The organism is Cyanobium usitatum str. Tous (assembly GCF_003011885.1).
GTDB classification, from domain to species: Bacteria; Cyanobacteriota; Cyanobacteriia; order PCC-6307; family Cyanobiaceae; genus Cyanobium_A; species Cyanobium_A usitatum.
This window is the reverse complement of sequence record NZ_PXXO01000012.1, coordinates 1-16,249: the sequence shown is the minus strand read 5'-3', so window position 1 is coordinate 16,249 and position 16,249 is coordinate 1. Positions and strand designations below refer to the sequence as shown.

General features: G+C 66.1%; 17 protein-coding genes, 1 tRNA gene and 1 pseudogene. 8 read left to right on the top strand and 11 right to left on the bottom strand.

Annotation, left to right across the window (positions count from 1 at the left end; all coding sequences use genetic code 11):
• Positions 1-56: 56 nt before the first annotated feature.
• Positions 57-1,358: a tRNA nucleotidyltransferase/poly(A) polymerase-related protein gene (locus C7K55_RS10350; RefSeq protein ID WP_241518308.1), complete on the bottom strand. Its 1,302-nt coding sequence runs from the start codon at positions 1,356-1,358 to the stop codon at positions 57-59.
• Positions 1,359-1,386: 28 nt separating this feature from the next.
• Between C7K55_RS10350 and C7K55_RS10345 the strand changes: the two genes are divergently transcribed.
• Genes C7K55_RS10345 through C7K55_RS10335 form a run of 3 tightly spaced genes read left to right on the top strand, consistent with a single transcriptional unit; the run spans position 1,387 to position 2,928 of the window.
• Positions 1,387-1,638, top strand: a complete 252-nt coding sequence (locus C7K55_RS10345; protein ID WP_106632653.1) for a Ycf34 family protein — start codon at positions 1,387-1,389, stop codon at positions 1,636-1,638.
• Between the two features lie 10 nt (positions 1,639-1,648).
• Positions 1,649-2,263, top strand: coding sequence for a tRNA (adenosine(37)-N6)-threonylcarbamoyltransferase complex dimerization subunit type 1 TsaB (gene tsaB, locus C7K55_RS10340; RefSeq protein ID WP_106632718.1), 615 nt, complete (start codon positions 1,649-1,651; stop codon positions 2,261-2,263).
• Entirely contained in the window at positions 2,263-2,928 is a 666-nt protein-coding gene (locus tag C7K55_RS10335; RefSeq protein ID WP_106632652.1) for a YdcF family protein, read from the top strand. The genes tsaB and C7K55_RS10335 overlap by 1 nt, the downstream gene beginning before the upstream one ends.
• Here the strand turns inward: C7K55_RS10335 and C7K55_RS10330 are convergent.
• The 5 genes from C7K55_RS10330 to rpaB all read right to left on the bottom strand — a co-directional run bounded on the left by C7K55_RS10330 (position 2,870) and on the right by rpaB (position 7,666).
• Complete coding sequence (locus C7K55_RS10330; protein WP_106632651.1) at positions 2,870-3,583, bottom strand: lysophospholipid acyltransferase family protein; 714 nt, start codon at positions 3,581-3,583, stop codon at positions 2,870-2,872. The genes C7K55_RS10335 and C7K55_RS10330 overlap by 59 nt on opposite strands.
• The gene (fabD, locus tag C7K55_RS10325; protein WP_106632650.1) at positions 3,580-4,473 is read right to left on the bottom strand and encodes an ACP S-malonyltransferase; all 894 of its coding nucleotides are present in this window, start codon (positions 4,471-4,473) and stop codon (positions 3,580-3,582) included. Before fabD ends, C7K55_RS10330 begins: the two co-directional genes overlap by 4 nt.
• Positions 4,474-4,511: 38 nt before the next feature.
• Complete coding sequence (locus C7K55_RS10320) at positions 4,512-5,504, bottom strand: beta-ketoacyl-ACP synthase III (RefSeq protein WP_106632649.1); 993 nt, start codon at positions 5,502-5,504, stop codon at positions 4,512-4,514.
• A 79-nt stretch (positions 5,505-5,583) separates the two neighbouring features.
• Complete coding sequence (gene plsX, locus C7K55_RS10315) at positions 5,584-6,915, bottom strand: phosphate acyltransferase PlsX (protein WP_193486284.1); 1,332 nt, start codon at positions 6,913-6,915, stop codon at positions 5,584-5,586.
• A complete protein-coding gene (gene rpaB / locus C7K55_RS10310; protein ID WP_106632647.1) occupies positions 6,896-7,666 on the bottom strand; it encodes a response regulator transcription factor RpaB in 771 nt (256 codons plus the stop codon). Before rpaB ends, plsX begins: the two co-directional genes overlap by 20 nt.
• Before the next feature lie 112 nt (positions 7,667-7,778).
• On the opposite strand from rpaB, the gene radA reads away from it, so the two are divergent.
• Complete coding sequence (radA, locus tag C7K55_RS10305; RefSeq protein WP_106632646.1) at positions 7,779-9,248, top strand: DNA repair protein RadA; 1,470 nt, start codon at positions 7,779-7,781, stop codon at positions 9,246-9,248.
• A gap of 6 nt (positions 9,249-9,254) precedes the next feature.
• Here radA and C7K55_RS10300 read toward each other — a convergent pair whose 3' ends face one another.
• Entirely contained in the window at positions 9,255-9,776 is a 522-nt protein-coding gene (locus tag C7K55_RS10300; protein WP_106632645.1) for a photosystem I assembly protein Ycf3, read from the bottom strand.
• 38 nt (positions 9,777-9,814) lie between these two features.
• Here C7K55_RS10300 and C7K55_RS10295 point away from each other — a divergent pair, with 38 nt between their 5' ends.
• The 3 genes from C7K55_RS10295 to C7K55_RS10285 are packed head-to-tail and all read left to right on the top strand — an operon-like array spanning position 9,815 to position 13,786.
• Positions 9,815-12,169 (top strand): heavy metal translocating P-type ATPase, encoded by a 2,355-nt coding sequence (locus C7K55_RS10295; protein ID WP_106632644.1) that lies wholly within the window; start codon positions 9,815-9,817, stop codon positions 12,167-12,169.
• The gene (tmk, locus tag C7K55_RS10290) at positions 12,159-12,839 is read left to right on the top strand and encodes a dTMP kinase (protein WP_106632643.1); all 681 of its coding nucleotides are present in this window, start codon (positions 12,159-12,161) and stop codon (positions 12,837-12,839) included. The genes C7K55_RS10295 and tmk overlap by 11 nt, the downstream gene beginning before the upstream one ends.
• A complete protein-coding gene (locus C7K55_RS10285) occupies positions 12,836-13,786 on the top strand; it encodes a DNA polymerase III subunit delta' (protein ID WP_106632642.1) in 951 nt (316 codons plus the stop codon). Before tmk ends, C7K55_RS10285 begins: the two co-directional genes overlap by 4 nt.
• Here the strand turns inward: C7K55_RS10285 and C7K55_RS10280 are convergent, their stop codons facing one another.
• From C7K55_RS10280 to C7K55_RS10265, 4 genes are all read right to left on the bottom strand, one after another.
• Positions 13,787-14,512 (bottom strand): response regulator transcription factor, encoded by a 726-nt coding sequence (locus tag C7K55_RS10280; RefSeq protein WP_106632641.1) that lies wholly within the window; start codon positions 14,510-14,512, stop codon positions 13,787-13,789.
• Positions 14,513-14,783: 271 nt separating this feature from the next.
• A tRNA-Asn gene (locus tag C7K55_RS10275) sits at positions 14,784-14,855 on the bottom strand.
• 29 nt (positions 14,856-14,884) lie between these two features.
• Positions 14,885-15,568, bottom strand: a complete 684-nt coding sequence (locus C7K55_RS10270) for an ABC transporter ATP-binding protein (protein ID WP_106632640.1) — start codon at positions 15,566-15,568, stop codon at positions 14,885-14,887.
• Positions 15,569-15,601: 33 nt separating this feature from the next.
• The gene (locus tag C7K55_RS10265; protein WP_106632639.1) at positions 15,602-15,865 is read right to left on the bottom strand and encodes a UPF0367 protein family; all 264 of its coding nucleotides are present in this window, start codon (positions 15,863-15,865) and stop codon (positions 15,602-15,604) included.
• A gap of 178 nt (positions 15,866-16,043) precedes the next feature.
• Here C7K55_RS10265 and C7K55_RS10260 point away from each other — a divergent pair.
• Positions 16,044-16,249, top strand: a pseudogene (locus tag C7K55_RS10260) (photosystem II D2 protein (photosystem q(a) protein)); the annotation flags it as partial.

Here is a 16,249-nt window from a genome sequence, read left to right as displayed (position 1 = left end):
AGAAAAACTTTCTGCAGGCGAGGAGAAGCCTCTCGAAGCGCCTTTACATCAGAAAGTTAATCACGCCGCCGGTCCTCGCCTCCCTCCCGTGCGTGTTGCTGCCACCAGCTTTGTGCCGCCGCCAACACTTCTGCGCGGGCTTCAGCATGGGCCTCGGGCCCTGCAACCAGGCGCCCGAATGCTCGCTCGAGGGTTAGGTGTGCGAGCAGGCGCCCCAGCAGGCGCCCTGGGGGAATCGCCAGCTCCTGCTGCAGGCTGAGGCCATCTAGGGGCGGCGCTGGATGCAATAGGGGGTCGCTTGGCAGGCGCCAGCGCTCCAGTAGGCCCGCCGCCGACTGGGGAAGCAGCAGCAGCAGGGCGGGCAGATCGGCCTCTAATTCGCTGCATAGGGCCAGGCGTCCAGCCTCCGGCAGCCCATCCCAGCCACCCACTGAGCCCAGCTCCTGGCGCCAGTGGCGCAGGGCCCGGCTGCGTTGCTGCAGCCTGCGGCTGCTGCGCAGACCGGCCAGGGCTTCGGGGGGCAGCAGGGCAGTTAGGCGCGCAAGAGGTAGGGCCCAAGAGATTTCTTCAGCTTCCAGGCCCCGATCCTGGGCTTGATTCAGGCCCAGTGCGCTTAGGGCGGCGGCACCCGTCTCAGTCGTACCGGTGATAGTGGCATCGGCGCCCCAACTCCCTAGTAGGCCGCATTCCAGGGCCAGGGCCAGGCCCGTTTCTCCGTAGGCAGCGCAGGCCAATTTCTCCAGCTCCGCCAGCACCCGTTCGCCGGCTACCTGGGCGAGCTGGCTGGCATGGGATTCAATCCAGCGGCGGCTGGTGGGGTCTAGTTCGAAGTTCAGGCAGCAGGCCAGGCGGATGCCTCGCAGCAGGCGCAGGGGGTCGGCGAGCAGATTTGCTTCGCTCACCGCCACCAGCTGGCGGCTGCCCAGGTGGCTGAGACCGCCGGTGGGGTCCACCAGGGCTGCCGCGGCGGCGCCGGCGGCGGGCAGGGGCAGGGCGATGGCATTGATTGTGTAGTCCCGGCGCCCCAGGTCCGCTTCCAGGCTTGAACCTTCCTGGCGGGCCAGGTCGAGGCTCCATCCCCCCAGCACCAGCCGGGCGATGCTGCGCTCCGCATCCAGCACCACGCAGGTGCCCCCATGCTCCCTGGCCAGCTGGCGGGTCAGGGCTAGGGCATCTCCAGGCACCACTACGTCCAGGTCCGGCTGGCGCTCCAGGCTCCCCAGCAGACCATCGCGCACGGCGCCGCCCACCAGGGCCGTGCCAGGTGGCAGGGCTTCTCGGGGCAGGGGCCAGGGCTCGGCCAGCAGGCGCTGCCACAGCTCTTCTGCCACCTCGCCAGTGGGGCGGTGAGCCGTCACAATGGGCTCCTGGCTCAGCCTGGGCAGCATGTGCATCTGCGTGGATTGCCACTGGGTCGACCGCTGTCAGGCCTACCACGCGGTGGAGCGTCAGCACGGTGCACCCCACCTCTGCCTGGAGCCCGATCTCAGCCCGACCGAGCCACGCATTCACGTGCAGGTGCAGGATCTTCCCGCAGGTGGGGTGGGAGTGGAGTGGGACGTGCGCGCCTGCGGCAGTTTTCAGCGGGATGCGGGCCGCTGGCAGCGTCTCTGCCCAGGCGCAGTCCTGCCGCGATGAGGACAAGCTGATGGCTGCTGTTTTGGCCTTGCACAGCTCCAGTGAGGTGCTCGGTGTAGGAGTTCGCTGGCTTGACGCGCCAAGCGGCCTGGCGGGCCGCACTGTGGTGCGCGCCTTTCCTCTCGGCCGCGAGCTCTCCAATCAGCTGTTCAGCTGCATTGAACAACTATTGCCAGCTGAGCAGTGGCCCCAGCTCAGCCGCCTGGCGGTGGCCACTGGTCCAGGCGGGTTCACCGGCACCCGGCTCACGGTGGTGCTGGCCCGCACCTTGGCCCAGCAGTTGCAGTTGCCCCTCGACGGCGTGGGCAGCTTTTTGCTGGTGGCCCGGCGGCAGGGGATTGGCGAGCCAACCTGGTTGGTGCAGGAGCTGCCGCGCCGCGGCGTGGTGGCTGGGCTTTATGCCCCGGCTGGCCCAGACCGCGCCATCATTGAGTTGCAGGCGCCCCGGCTGTTTGCCCCAGATACGCCCTTGCCTCCGGGTCCCCAGCTGTCCGCCGCGGCCCTGCTGCCCAACGACGTTGAGCAATTGCTTGAGCTAAGCGTGCAGGCGGCAGATCAGGGCCTGGCAGCTCCCTGGCAGCCCGTGTTGCCCTCCTACCCCACTTCGCCGGTTGCGGGGCTCTGATGGTGTCCCAACCCGATCCGCTGCAGCGCCCTCCCCTTCGCCGTGTTCAGGGGCGCTCCAGCAAGCGGCGCTCTCGCCGGCCTCGCCCCAGCCCCTGGGGGCTGGTGGCGCTGCTGCTGGCTGGTGGTTTTCTTTGGCTGTCGCGCGGTTGGTGGTGGCCGGCGCCCCCGCCAGCCCAGATGATCCTGGTGCTGGGCGGCGATCTGGCGCGGGAGCGGGAGGCGGCGGCTTTGGCGGCCCGCCGGGGGTTGCCGGTGGTGGTCAGTGGCGGCAGTAATCCTGAATATGCCCACTGGTTGTTTGAGCAACGCCAGGGCTTGCCATCCCACCAGGTGCAGCTCGACTACCGAGCTCGCGACACCCTTTCCAATTTCACCTCCCTGGTGGACGATCTGCGCCAAGCCCGTATCCGCCACGCCCTGCTTGTCACCAGCAGTGACCACATGGACCGGGCTCTGCTGGTGGGAAGGATCGTGGCCGGCAGCCGCGGCATCCACCTCACTCCGGTGCCGGTTTCCTGTGGCGATAGCTGTCAGCCGGAGGGGCGGCGCAAGGTGTGGGGCGATGGACTCCGGGCTGCCTTGTGGGTGCTGAGTGGCCGAGACCTCAAGGACTGGGCGGCAGCTCGCCTGCCTGGCCAGTTGGGCCCAGCTGGCGGCCACTGATCAAACCCTGGTCGAGCAGAGCATTGATCTGGGCCTGACAGGCGGCCGTGGCGACGTCGAGGTCGGCTCTCCGCCGTGAGGCGGGTGGTGCAATTGGCGTGCCAATCCGGATGTGAATGGGCAGCAGCCGTGCCCCCGATTGCCCAGGCCCCAGGGCCCGGTGGCTGTTGATGATCGCCACCGGCAGCAGGGGCACGCCGGCTCGGGCCGCCAGCAGGGCGGCGCCAGCCTGGGGATCATTCACCCGGCCATTGCTCTGGCGGGTGCCGTCGATGAATACGCCGGTGGCCCAACCCTCGAGCAGGCGGTTGGTGGCGGTGCGGATGGCCTCGCGGTCGCTGGCACCTCGGGACACCGGGTAGGCGCCGCAGGCCCGGATGATGGCGCCGAGTATCGGCACCCTGAACAGCTCTGCCTTGGCCATGAAGGCCACTGGCCGGCCAAGGGCGTGGCCCAGTAGGGGGGGGTCAAGGTGGGAGCCGTGGTTCGCCACCACCACCAAAGCCCCTTGCCTTGGCACGTTGCCATTGCCAGCCGTGCGGCCGCGAAACAACAAGCGGTAAATCGGAAACACCAGCAGATAGCTGATCAGCCGGTAGGTGAGGCTCGGCGGCGGTGTGCGGATCAGGGCCGGCGGCTGGCTTGATTGGCTCATAGCGCCAGGTCGGCGGCGCTGCTGATCTGGGCGGTTTGGCTGCCCGGGCAGCTGCGTTTGATTAGGCCGCTGAGCACGGCTCCAGGTCCAATCTCCACAACGACATCGATGCCCAGAGCCCCGAATTGCGCCATGGTTTCGCGCCAGCGCACGCCGGTGGTCATCTGACGCACAAGGCGGGCCTTGAGCGCGGCGGCGTTGGTTTCGGGGCTGGGATCGGTATTGCTGAGCACGGGGATCGCCGCATCGGCGAAGGCCACCGATTCCAGCTCGGTGGCAAAGGCGGTGGCTGCTGCCGCCATGAAGGGGGAGTGGAAGGCACCGCTAACGGCCAAGGGAATCGCCCGTTTGCACTTCAAGCTGCTGCTGACGGCTGCCACCGCCTCGGCGCTTCCGGAGAGCACCACCTGGGCGTCGCTGTTGTCGTTGGCAACAACCACCCCTTCGGTGGCTGCCACCAGGTCATCCAGTTCGCTCCGCTCGAAGCCCATCACCGCCGTCATGGCGCCGCCGCCGGCAGCGGCCATCAAGGTGCTGCGGCTTTTCATCAGCTGCAGACCGGTGGCGAAGTCGAACACCCCCGCCACATGCAAGGCGACCAGCTCGCCCAGGCTGTGGCCAGCTACTAGATGGGGCACCCGTCCTTGGGCCTGCAGGGCTTCTGCCAGCAGGCTTTCAATCACAAATAGGGCCGGTTGGGTGTTGCGGGTGTCGTTGAGATCGCTTAGGTCGCCGCCACCCCCCGTGCCTGAGCAGATCGCCAGCAGGTCCCGGCCCAGCAGGGCTGAGGCTTGCTCGAAACGCTCCCGGGCGCCAGGCAGCTGCAGCACCGGCTCTGCCATGCCCACTTTCTGCGAGCCCTGGCCAGGAAATACCCAGGCAATGCCCATGCCTTCACCCTCAAACTAAGTCGGCAGGAGATTAGGTCTCAGTCGGTGGGGCCCTGCCAGCGCAGGAGAGCTGCACCCCAGCTAAGGCCGGCGCCAAAGCCGCTGCTGGCCAGCAGATGGCCAGGCTGCACCCGGCCGTCCTTGACGGCTTCATCGAGCATTAATGGAATCGTGGCGGCCGAGGTGTTGCCGTAGAGGGCCAGGTTGCTCAGCACCTGGCTGTGGTCTATGGCGAAGCGGTCGGCAACGGCGTCGAGGATGCGCTGGTTGGCCTGGTGCAGCAGCAGCCAGTCGAGTTGCTCGGGGGCGGTGCCGGTGGCTTCCAGCAACTCGCTGAGGATTGCCGGCACCTCTCGCACCGCAAATTTGTAGACCTCTTGGCCGTTCATCTGGATCGGGGCAAAGCCGCCCCGCTGGGCCGTGAGCTCCCCGAGCAGAGGTGCGTGTTTATCCAGCTGGGCAAGAGTTAGGCAGCCGTTGCGGCTGCCGTCGGAGCGCATGCGGAAACCAAGTAGGCCGTTGTCTTGCGCTCCGCAAGCCTCCACTGCCACGGCACCGGCACCATCGCCAAACAGCACGCAGGTGCTGCGGTCGTCCCAGTCGACCCAGCGACTGAGCTGGTCGGCGCCGATCACCAGAGCCCGCTTCATGGCGCCGCTGCCCAAATATTGGCTGGCGGTGATCAGGGCAAACAGAAAGCCGCTGCAGGCGGCGGTGAGATCGAAGGCCACCGCGCGTCTGGCGCCTAAGGCCCCCTGCACCCGCGGCGCCGTGCCGAATAAATCGTCGGGGCTTGAGGTGGCCAGCAGGATCAGGTCGACATCGTCTGGGCTCCAGCCGGCATGGTCGAGGGCGGCCTGGGCGGCGCGGCTGGCTAGGCAGGTGAGGGATTCGCTGGGGCCTGCGATCCGGCGGGCGCCAATGCCAGTGCGGGTGCGGATCCACTCGTCATTGGTGTCAACCCTCTCGCTGAGTTGCTGATTGGTGATGCTGGCGGCTGGCACTGCGCTGCCGCATCCAACTAAGGCCATGCCCAGCAGGCCCGTTGCGTTTAGCTCTGGTGTGTTGACTCCGCCGAGCGACACCGGGAAAGGCTCACAGTTGGCTCAGTCAATCACAGGCGACTGGCGCTTCGGGGCTGCCCGCTTCGCTGAGGGCGTGGAGGTTGGCCATCACACCGTGGCTGGCGGCGGAGTGGGCCAGGCGCAGGGCGCTGAGCACCGAGAGAGCCTTGCTGCTGCCGTGGCCGATTACGCATACCCCATTAACCCCAAGCAGTAGGGCTCCGCCATGTTCGGCATGGTCGAGGCGTTTTTTAATGCGGCGCAGGTTGTTGATCAGGAAGGCCGAGCCCACCTTGCCGCGGCGGCCCCTGGGCAGTTCCTCTTTGATCACATCCAGCAGCACGCTGCCCACGGATTCCAGGAACTTCAACAGCACGTTGCCGGTGAAGCCGTCGCACACCACCACGTCGAACTGGCCCGAGAGGATGTCGCGCCCTTCGCAGTTGCCGGCGAAGGTGAAGCGCTCCTCTGCTGCCAGCAGGGGGTAGGTGCGCAGGCAGAGCTCGTTGCCCTTGCACTCCTCTTCGCCGATATTCACCAGGCCGATGCGGGGCTGGGCCACCTGCAACACATCGCGGCTGTAGATGTGCCCAAGCAGCGCCCACTGGTGCAGGTAGGCGGGCTTGCAATCCATGTTGGCGCCCACATCGAGCACCAGTACCTGCTGTTCTGTGTCTTTGGTGGGGAATAGGGCGCCGATGGCTGGGCGATCGATGCTCTTGAGTCTGCCCAGCCGGAATATCGCTGCAGCCATCACGGCGCCGGAGTTGCCAGCGGAATAGACCGCCGTGGCCTCGCCCTGCTTCACCAGATCCATGGCCTTGTTGATGCTGGCGTCGCGCTTCTTGCGCACCACCGTGGCCTCTTCGTTCATGCCCACCGAGGGGCCGCTGGCCACAAGCTCGATCAGGCCGCGAGCCACGGCTTCGTTGAGTTCGTCCTGGAGGCCCATGGCGGTCACGGCGGCCTGTAGCAGGGCCGTTTCGGCCACGAAACGCACCCGCAGGGGCAACAATTCCACGGCCCGCAGGCAGCCCTCAAGAATTGGCCCAGGGGCGTGGTCCCCACCCATGCCATCCACCGCTACCCAGAGGCGGTCGGAGTCGTTGATCGGAGTGTCTTCGCCCGGTCCGCCCAGGCCCCGTTGCAGGCGGCGTAGGGGGTCGAACACCAGCGGCTGCAGCACCGTGTTGGCCATGCTGCCGGCCACGCTGGTGGCGGTGCCAGCCACATTGCCAGCAGTGTTGGCGGCGGAGCTGGCGGCAGAAGTGGCGCTATCCACCAGGCTGGTTACCGCAGCGTTGCGGCGATACCAGATCACCAGCCGGCGGATGGCCCGGCTGGGCTTGGCGCGCTTTTCAGGTCCCTTCGGAGGCAACGGCGTCAACGATGCGTTGGAACAAATAACCGGTGCCGCGAGCTGTGAGGATCAACTCGGGGTTGGCTGGATCATCCTCCAGTTTGGAGCGCAGACGTGAAATGTGGACATCCACCACCCGGGTATCCACGTGACGCTCCGGGGTGTAGCCCCACACATCCTTGAGAATTTCACCCCGGCTGAAGGGCTCGCCGCTGCGGCTCACCAGCAGCTCCAGCAGGCTGAACTCCATACCGGTGAGGCGGATGCGCTCATCACCTCGATACACCTGACGCTTGTTGGTGTCGATGCGCAGTTCGCCCACCGTGATCACCCCGGAATTGGGAGAACCGGCGATGGAGTCCTTCTCCACCCGGCGCAGCACGCAGCGGATGCGGGCTTCCAGCTCCTTGGGGCTGAAGGGTTTCACCACGTAGTCGTCGGCGCCGAGCTCGAGGCCGGTGATGCGATCTGCCACATCGCCTAGGGCGGTGAGCATGACGATCGGCACATCCGATTCCTTGCGCAGCTCCTGGCAGACGCCATAGCCGTCAAGCTTCGGCATCATCACGTCGAGCACCACCAGATCCGGCTGAGTGGTCTTGAACAATTCCAGGGCCTCGATGCCGTCGCAGGCCGTGATCACCTGATAACCGATCATCGATAGCCGGGTCTCCAGGATCCGCCGGATGCTGGCTTCGTCGTCGACGACAAGGATTATTTCCTTGCCGTGATTGTTCCCGAGGGTGGTGGTTGGGGCGGATGCCGTCATCACTGCAGCCGGGCTGCTACATCAGATAGCCCCCACTGAAAAGGCGGGAGGGGGCGAAATTTATTCAATGCCACCTTTCTTCATACAGCCCCCTCTCCTCAGCCCTTAGTTCGTGGCCAAGCCCAGCACTTTTTTTGTTTGCACTAGCTGCGGAGCCCAGGCCCGCCAGTTTTTTGGCAAGTGCGCCAGCTGCGGTAGCTGGAACACATTGGTGGAGCAAAAAGCTGCTCCGGCGGCCGACAGTCGGCGCCGGCGGCCGGTGGCCGAGGCTCCTGCCGCTGAAGCCGTTGTCGCCGGCCAGCCGCGACGCTCCGAGCCGATCCAAGCGGTGGGCGAGCGGGCCTTGCAGCGGCTTAGCAGCGGCTACGGCGAATTCGATCGGGTGCTGGGCGGCGGCCTGGTGCCCGGCTCCCTGGTGCTGGTGGGCGGCGACCCGGGAATTGGTAAGAGCACCCTGCTGCTGCAGAGCGCCCGCGCTATGGCGGGTCGGGCGTCGGTGCTCTACGTGAGTGCGGAGGAGTCGGCCCAGCAGGTGAAGCTGCGCTGGCGTCGCCTGGCCGAGGCGTCTCCTGCTCAACCAGAAGCTGGCGAACTCGAAGCTGGCGAATCCAAAGCTGGGGCTGATTTTCAGCTGCTCGCCGAAACCGATCTGGAGCTGGTGCTGCAGGAGCTGGAGGCGTTGCGGCCAGCGGTGGCGATCATTGACTCCATTCAGGCCCTCCATGACGCCGAACTGGGCAGCGCCCCTGGTTCGGTGTCCCAGGTGCGGGAATGTGCCGCCGCCCTGGCCCGCATCGCCAAGCGCCAGGACACCGCCCTGCTGCTGGTGGGCCACGTGACCAAGGAGGGCGCCCTGGCGGGCCCGAAGGTGCTCGAGCATCTGGTTGATGCGGTGCTGACCTTTGAGGGCGACCGCTTTGCCAGCCACCGGCTGCTGCGGGCGGTGAAAAACCGCTTCGGCGCCACCCATGAGCTGGGCGTTTTCGAGATGCGTGATCGGGGCCTGGCCGAGGTGACCAACCCCAGCGAGCTATTTCTCGGCGGCGATGAACCCAGCGCCGGCACCGCCACGATCGTGGCCTGCGAGGGCACTAGACCCCTGGTAGTGGAAATGCAGGCTTTGGTGAGCACCACCAGTTACGCCAGCCCGCGGCGCAGCGCCACCGGCATCGCCGTTAATCGCTTGCACCAGATCTTGGCCGTGCTCGAAAAGCACCTGGGCCTGCCCCTGTCGCGCTTTGACTGCTACCTGGCGGTGGCGGGTGGGCTGGAGGTGGAGGAGCCTGCGGCGGATCTCGGCGTGGCCGCGGCGGTGGTGGCTAGCTACCGCGATCTCACCCTGCCGCCCGGCACGGTGCTGGTGGGGGAGCTGGGCCTGGGCGGCCAGCTGCGGCCCGTGGGGCAGCTGGAGCTGCGGCTGCAGGAGGCGGCGCGGCTGGGCTTCACCAGGGCGGTGGTGCCGAGGGGCACGGGCCTGGCCAAGGCGGCCGCTGGGTTTGGTCTGCAGCTACTGGAGGCCGGTGGCGTGGCTGAGGCGCTGGTAGCCGCCCTGGGGGTGAATCCGGCCGACGACCGGGGTTAATCCGGTTCAGAAATACACGTCGACGCTGCCGCGGCCACTGGTTTTGAGCCAGTTCTGGGCTTCGATGTAGTTGTTTGGTGCCAGCCGGATCGCCTTGCCCCAAAAGTCGGCTGCCTGATCGAAACAGCGGTCAGCTTCATCGGCATCGCCGCTCTCTTCGGCGATCGAGCCCAAGTGGTGGTGAATCACCGCCATGTTGTTAAGGGCCTGGGGCATCTTGCTGTTGAGATCCAGGGCCTGGCCGTAGAAATCAAGCGCTTTGGCGTGGTCACCGTTTGAGGCAAACACCAACGCCATGTTGTAGAGGATGAAAGCCTTGTCGTTGGGGTCGTCCTCGAGGGTTAGCGCCTCCTCGTAGTTCTCAAGGGCTTCTGCGTATTCGCCGTCGGCCTGGGCGCTCATGCCGTCGCGGTAGTAGGCGAAGGCCTCCTTGGCGCGACGGTTGGTGGGCAGCACCTTGAGGATCAAGTCGGCCATCACCGTGAAGCTCTTATCGATGAAGTTGTCGTTGCGCTGACTGCGGGGCACGGGCTGGGTCTGCGGACTTCGTGGGCCCATCCTGGCGGATGTCCCTAGCCTGGGCCGACTCCTTTACCTGCTTGGCCTTGCACTCGCTCCAGGAGCCGCCTCTGCTGGAGCCCCTCCTGCTGGAGATCGAGGGGATGAAGTGCGGCGGTTGCGTGCGGGCCGTGGAGCAGCGCCTGCTGGATCAGCCCGGGGTGCGCCAGGCCAGCGTCAACCTCTTAACCCGCACTGCCTGGGTCGATCTCGCCTCTGCGGAAGCGGATCAAGGGATCCTGGTTGAGGCCTTGGCAGAGCTGGGTTTTCAGGCGCGACTGCGCTCCACTGAAATCGAGTTTTCGAGTCTTCGGGAGCGCCTGCGGGCGCGCAGCTGGTGGCAGCAGTGGCGCCAGCTGGTGGTGGCCCTGCTGCTGCTGCTGGTGTCCGTGCTCGGCCATCTGCCAGGGGCGGGGCTAGGTGCCCTCTGGATTCACGCCTTGGTGGCCACTGCAGCTTTGGCAGGGCCCGGGCGGCCAATTTTGGTGCGGGGAATCCAGGGAGCTCTGGCCGGCTTGCCCAGCATGGACACCCTGGTGGGGCTGGGGGTATTCAGTGCCTATGGGGCCAGCTTGGTGGCCTTCCTTTGGCCCCAAACCGGCTGGCCTTGCTTTTTCAATGAGCCGGTGATGCTGCTTGGCTTTGTGCTGCTGGGCCGCTTTTTGGAGGAACGGGCCCGCTTTCGCACCGGCCGTGCCCTCGAGCAGCTCGCTGAGCTCCAACCTGACACCTCCCTGCTGCTGCTTGGCGATGGGCCGCCACGTCCGGTGCGGGTTGGCGGCCTGCGCCCCGGTGACCGCGTTCGGTTGCTGCCCGGAGACCGGGTGCCAGTTGATGGCGTGGTGCTGGAGGGCTGCTCGGCGGTGGATGTTTCAGGTCTTACCGGCGAACCGCTTCCGCTGCAGGCCGCTGCCGGCAGCGAGCTCGCCGCCGGCAGCCTCAATTTGGAAGCGCCCCTGGTGCTGGAGGTGAGTCGCCGTGGGGCCGACAGCGCCATTGCCCGGATCATCCATTTGGTGGAGCGGGCCCAGGCGCGTAAGGCGCCAATTCAGGCCCTCGTGGACCGGATCGCCGGGCGTTTCACCCTGGTGGTGCTGGCTTTAGCGGTGGCGACGCTGCTTTTTTGGTGGTTGCTAGGCACCGAGATCTGGCCCCAGGTGCTCAACTCCCCCCATGCCGCCGGTCATGCCGGGGGCCACTCCGGCCATGGGGTGCTCGGCACCAGCGCCGAAACCCCCTTTGCATTGGCCCTGCAATTAGCAATTGCGGTATTGGTGGTGGCCTGCCCCTGCGCCCTGGGCCTAGCTACCCCCACCGCCATCACGGTGGGCACCGGTAGGGCTGCCCGGGAGGGTTTGCTGTTTCGAGGTGGTGATGCGATTGAAACCGCTGCCCGGCTCCAGGCTGTGCTGTTCGATAAAACCGGCACCCTCACCCTGGGGCGTGCCTTGGTGGCGGCGGTGGAGCCCCTCGCTGATCTTGATGCCGATCGGCTGGTGCAACTGGCTGCCAGTCTTGAAGCGGGCAGTCGCCATCCCTTGGGCCAGGCCTTGCTGCAGGAAGCCCAACGCCGTGATCTGGCGCTGTTTGAGCTGGGTGATTCCCACACCACAGCCGGTGAAGGCGTGGCGGGCTTGGTGGAGGGCAGGCGGTTGCGGGTTGGAAGGCTGGCCTGGGTGGAGCCCGCGCCCTCAGCCCCATTGCTTGCCCGCCAGGCTCTACTCGAGTGTCACGGGGCCAGCGTGCTGGCCGTGGCCGACGACCAGCTGGGCCTGCTCGGATTAGTAGCAATCAATGATCAGCCCCGCCCGGATGCGGCGGCGGTGCTGGCAGCCCTGCGGGGCATGGATCTGGATCTTGGCCTGCTCAGCGGTGATCGGCGTGAGCCGGTGCAGCAGCTGGGCCGCAGGCTGGGCCTGGCTGAGGCCGAGCTGGCCTGGGAACTGCGGCCAGAGCAGAAGCTGGAGCGCATCCTGAAGCATCCGGCCTACGGGGCCCTGGCGATGGTGGGTGATGGCATCAACGACGCCCCTGCCCTGGCTGCGGCAGACCTTGGCATTGCCGTCGGCACGGGCACCCAGATCGCCCAGGACAGCGCCGATTTGGTGGTGATGGGCGAGCAGCTCGACGGCATCGTGCGGGCCCTGCTGCTGGCCCGCCGCACCATGGCCAAGGTGCGCCAAAACCTTGCTTGGGCCTTTGGTTACAACCTGATCGTGCTGCCCCTGGCGGCCGGCGTGTTGCTGCCCGGCTTTGGGCTAATGCTCACCCCGCCGCTGGCTGCCCTGCTGATGGCTCTTAGCTCGATCACGGTGGTGGCAAATGCCCTGTTGTTGCAAGATGGAAGGACCCATGACAGCTGATTTCCAGGTGTCAGAGCCGGCAGTGGCTCCCCAAGGCCGGTTCGTGGTGCTTGAGGGCATCGATGGCTGTGGCAAGAGCACCCAGATCGAGGCTCTACGTCGCTGGTTGCCCACCAGTGGCTTGCTGGCACCCGGGGTGGAGCTGCTGGTGACCCGGGAGCCGGGTGGCACTGCCCTGGGGGCCGCCCTGCGTCAGCTGCTTCTGCACCCCCCTGGTGAGGCGGCGCCGGAGCCAATGGCCGAGCTGCTGCTCTACGCCGCCGATCGGGCCCAGCATGTGGAGCAATGCATTCGGCCGGCTCTGGCGGCCGGCCATTGGGTGCTGAGCGATCGCTACAGCGGCTCTACGGCGGCCTATCAGGGCTATGGCCGCGGCCTCGACCTGGCCCGTATCGCCCAGTTGGAGGAGCTTGCTACGGGAGGTCTGGCCCCCGATCTCACTCTTTGGCTGGAGTTGCCCCTGGCCGAATCCCTGCGCCGCCGCGGTGAGCGCCCTGCCGATCGCATCGAGGCCAGCGGCGAGGCTTTTCTGCAGCGGGTTATCGAGGGTTTTGCGGCCCTGGCCGCAGGGCGGGGCTGGCGGCGGGTTGATGCCACCGGGGCACCGCAGCAGGTGGCGGCAACCTGCTGCGGCTTGCTGGCCGAGCTTGCGGCTGGTTCTCCCCCATGACGGCCCTGTTTGAGGACCTGCTTGGTCAGACCAGGGCCGTAGCCCTGCTCGAGGCCTCCTTGGTTAAGGGGCGGCTGGCGCCGGCCTATCTGTTTGCCGGCCCAGATGGCGTCGGGCGGCGGTTGGCGGCGTTGCGCTTTTTGGAGGGTGTGCTGGCAGGGCTTCAGGGCGATGCCGGTATCCGCCGGCGTCTGCAGGAGGGAAACCACCCGGATCTGCTCTGGGTCGAGCCCACCTATCAGGACAAAGGCCAGTTGGTGCCGGCTTCCAAGGCCGAGGAGCTGGGGTTGGCGCGCCGGGCTGCGCCCCAGCTGCGGCTTGAGCAGATTCGCGACGTTTCGCGCTTTTTATCCCGCAGGGCCGTGGAAGCCAGGGGCTGTGTGGTGGTGCTGGAGGACGCCGAGGCGATGGCTGAGGGGGCAGCCAATGCCTTGCTCAAAACCCTTGAGGAGCCCGGCGAGGGCCTGTTGATCCTGATCGCGGCGAAGCCAGAGCAGCTGCTCACCACGATTCGCTCCCGCTGCCAGCAGATCCCCTTCACCCGGCTCAGCTCCGAGCAGCTGGCGGTGGTGCTGGAGCGCTGCGGTGAGCCCGCCCCAACGGCCGATCCACCTGAATTACTGGAGTTGGCTGCAGGTTCGCCGGGGGGCCTGCTGCGTTGCCGCCAGGCCTGGGCAGCCCTGCCTGAGGGGCTGGCGGCAAGGTTGCTGGATTTGGCAGCAGCTGCGGAGCCCCTCCAGGCCCTGGCCCTGGCAAGGGATCTGGCCGAGGCCCTTGATGCTGAACAACAGCTATGGCTGCTTGGCTGGTGGCAGCTGGCTTTATGGAGGCGGCAGGCCCCGGCAGCCCAGCTCCAGCGTCTGGAACGCCTGCGTAGCCAGCTGCGCGCCTACGTGCAGCCGCGGCTGGCCTGGGAAGTGGCCCTGCTGGAGTTGGCGGGGATCTGATCAGCTGGCCTGGGCTTGGCGTTCGCTGGGTAGCTCCAGGCAGTAGCCGGCGCCGTACACCGTTTTGATGAAGCGGGGTTTACGGGGATCGGGCTCGAGCTTGGTGCGTAGGTGGCGCACGTGCACCCTGATGGTCTCGATGTCGTCGTCAGGTTCGTAGCCCCACACCTCCTTGAGGATCAGGGAAGGTGCCACGGTTTGGCCATGGCGCTGCAGCAGGCAGTGCAGCAGTTCGAATTCCAAGTGGGTGAGGCGCACCGGCTTGTCAAACCAGATGGCTTCAAAGCGCTCCGGCACCAGGGTGATGCAGCCGTAGCTGAGGATTTCGTTGTGCTTGGTGGAGAGGGGGGCATGGTCGCTGCGGCGCAGCAGCGCCTTAACCCGCACCATCAGCTCCTCGAGATCGAAGGGCTTAGGGAGATAGTCGTCGGCGCCGGAATTGAAACCGCTCACCTTGTCTTTGATGCTGCCGAGGGCCGTGAGCATCAGGATCGGGATCTTGGCAGTCCGCTCATCGCGCCGTAGCCGCTGGCAAAGGGTGAGGCCGTCCACCTTGGGCAACATCAGATCCAGCAGGATCAGATCAGGGCTGTATTGCAGGGCTAGAGCCTGGCCCTTGATGCCGTCTTCGGCCCGCTGAACGTCGAAGCCGCCATGCTCCAGGTGGCCTGCCACCAGCTCGCGCATGTCGCTGTCGTCTTCGATCAGCAGGATGCAGGGCTTCATGGAATCAGGTAGAGGAGCAATCGCTACCGCCGCAGCGAACTTCAGCGCATTTTCTCCGTTTTTGCCCGGATGGGTGAGCTCCGGCCGCTGATTGAAGACTTGCTGAAACGATTCTTTTGGGCTGATCGCGCCCGTTCGCCTGACTCAGGCCAGTGGGGGCAAGCCCTGCTGCTGTCAGTTTGGCCAGAATCTTCAGGATTTCTTCCTGGTTTTTTGTTGCGGCGCGGGCAATAAAAAACCGCAACCCAAGGGCTGCGGTTTGGTGAATAAGCTCCCCGGGCGGGATTCGAACCTGCGACCAATCGATTAACAGTCGATCGCTCTACCGCTGAGCTACCGAGGAATAAGCCGGATCAAACCGGTCCGAAGACCTTACCCTTCGGCCCTGCCGCCCTGCAAGGGGGCCAAGCGCTGGGCTAGCTGCTGTCCGTTCTGCCAGCTCCCCACGGAGCCGTGTTCCATCAAGGCGGCGCCATCGCAGTGCTGCAGCTCCTCAAGCCGGTGGGTTATCCAAAGGGCAGTGAGTGGGGCTGCGGGCCGGTGGGTGAGCTGCCAGAGCAACTGCAAAACCCCGTTTTGGCTGTCGGGGTCTAGCAGGGCGGTTGGTTCATCCAGCAGCACTAGATCGGCGTCGCTGGCAAGGGCGCCGGCTATGGCCAAGCGCTGCTTCTGGCCGCCGCTGAGGGTGTGGATCGGCCGCTCTTCAAAACCGCCTAACCCCACTTGGGCAAGGGATTCGGCCACTCGCGAGCGCCGTTTATCGTCGCCTAAATCTGCTGGCAGGCCTAGTTGCAGGTCGCTGGCGCAGCTGGGCAGCAGCAGCTGGTGGTCTGGGTTTTGAAAGACGAGTGCAGCCTTGCCGGCAGCGCTAATACGGCCGCTGCGGGGCTCCAGCAGGCCGGCGATCAACCGCAGCAATGTGCTTTTGCCGCTGCCATTTGTGCCCACCAGCATCCATAGCCCTGGCCTCGGGATCTGCAGGTTGCAGTGACGCAGGGCCGGGCGGCCATTGGGCCAGGCGAAGCTCAGGCGCTCAACGGTGAGAGGAGTCGTCATGACCGGGTGGCTCCAGCGCGATGCCGTGGCAGCTCAGCTGTCGAAGCTGAAACCGGGGCGCTTGCCGCCGCTACCCATGGCTGATTTCTCGTACAGCTGCACCGCCACCACTTCACTGCAAAGCAAGGTGATCCGCTTTTCCTCCTCCTTCTCGCAAGTGAGTTCCAGCAGTCGGGGGCCATCGCCTTCGAGGACCTGCCGCACCTGGTTGTAGAGGGCCTGGGCATCGTTCAACTCCTTGCGCTGAACGGCAACAGGCATGGGGCTGAGCTTGAGGGAGAGCTCGACTACGTACATGGATGGGGGTTGGGCTGGCCCCACTGTGGCGAATCCCGTCCCCCATGGTGCAAGAAGCGACTTGGGCAAAACGCAACTGGCGGCCCCTAGGTAAATCTGCTCAGCGTTGCGGTGGGTTTGCGCACCTGACGGTTATGACCCGTAGTATTCCTGTGTAACGCTTCATGAAGCCGTTCTCATGACGATTGCCTTAGGCCGCGCGCCGCAGCGGGGATGGTTCGACATCCTCGATGACTGGCTCAAGCGCGACCGCTTCGTATTTGTGGGGTGGTCTGGTCTGCTCCTGTTCCCCACGGCCTATCTGGCCCTGGGTGGCTGGCTCACCGGCACCACCTTTGTCACTTCCTGGTACACCCACGGAATTGCCAGCTCCTACCTGGAGGG

Coding starts and splice junctions, on each gene's coding strand:
- C7K55_RS10345 (WP_106632653.1), top strand. CDS start 1,387: ATGTGCATCTGCGTGGATTGCCACTGGGTCGACCGCTGTCAGGCCTAC.
- tsaB (WP_106632718.1), top strand. CDS start 1,649: ATGGCTGCTGTTTTGGCCTTGCACAGCTCCAGTGAGGTGCTCGGTGTA.
- C7K55_RS10335 (WP_106632652.1), top strand. CDS start 2,263: ATGGTGTCCCAACCCGATCCGCTGCAGCGCCCTCCCCTTCGCCGTGTT.
- C7K55_RS10330 (WP_106632651.1), bottom strand. CDS start 3,583: ATGAGCCAATCAAGCCAGCCGCCGGCCCTGATCCGCACACCGCCGCCG.
- fabD (WP_106632650.1), bottom strand. CDS start 4,473: ATGGGCATTGCCTGGGTATTTCCTGGCCAGGGCTCGCAGAAAGTGGGC.
- C7K55_RS10320 (WP_106632649.1), bottom strand. CDS start 5,504: ATGGCCTTAGTTGGATGCGGCAGCGCAGTGCCAGCCGCCAGCATCACC.
- rpaB (WP_106632647.1), bottom strand. CDS start 7,666: ATGACGGCATCCGCCCCAACCACCACCCTCGGGAACAATCACGGCAAG.
- C7K55_RS10295 (WP_106632644.1), top strand. CDS start 9,815: ATGTCCCTAGCCTGGGCCGACTCCTTTACCTGCTTGGCCTTGCACTCG.
- tmk (WP_106632643.1), top strand. CDS start 12,159: ATGACAGCTGATTTCCAGGTGTCAGAGCCGGCAGTGGCTCCCCAAGGC.
- C7K55_RS10285 (WP_106632642.1), top strand. CDS start 12,836: ATGACGGCCCTGTTTGAGGACCTGCTTGGTCAGACCAGGGCCGTAGCC.
- C7K55_RS10280 (WP_106632641.1), bottom strand. CDS start 14,512: ATGAAGCCCTGCATCCTGCTGATCGAAGACGACAGCGACATGCGCGAG.
- C7K55_RS10270 (WP_106632640.1), bottom strand. CDS start 15,568: ATGACGACTCCTCTCACCGTTGAGCGCCTGAGCTTCGCCTGGCCCAAT.
- C7K55_RS10265 (WP_106632639.1), bottom strand. CDS start 15,865: ATGTACGTAGTCGAGCTCTCCCTCAAGCTCAGCCCCATGCCTGTTGCC.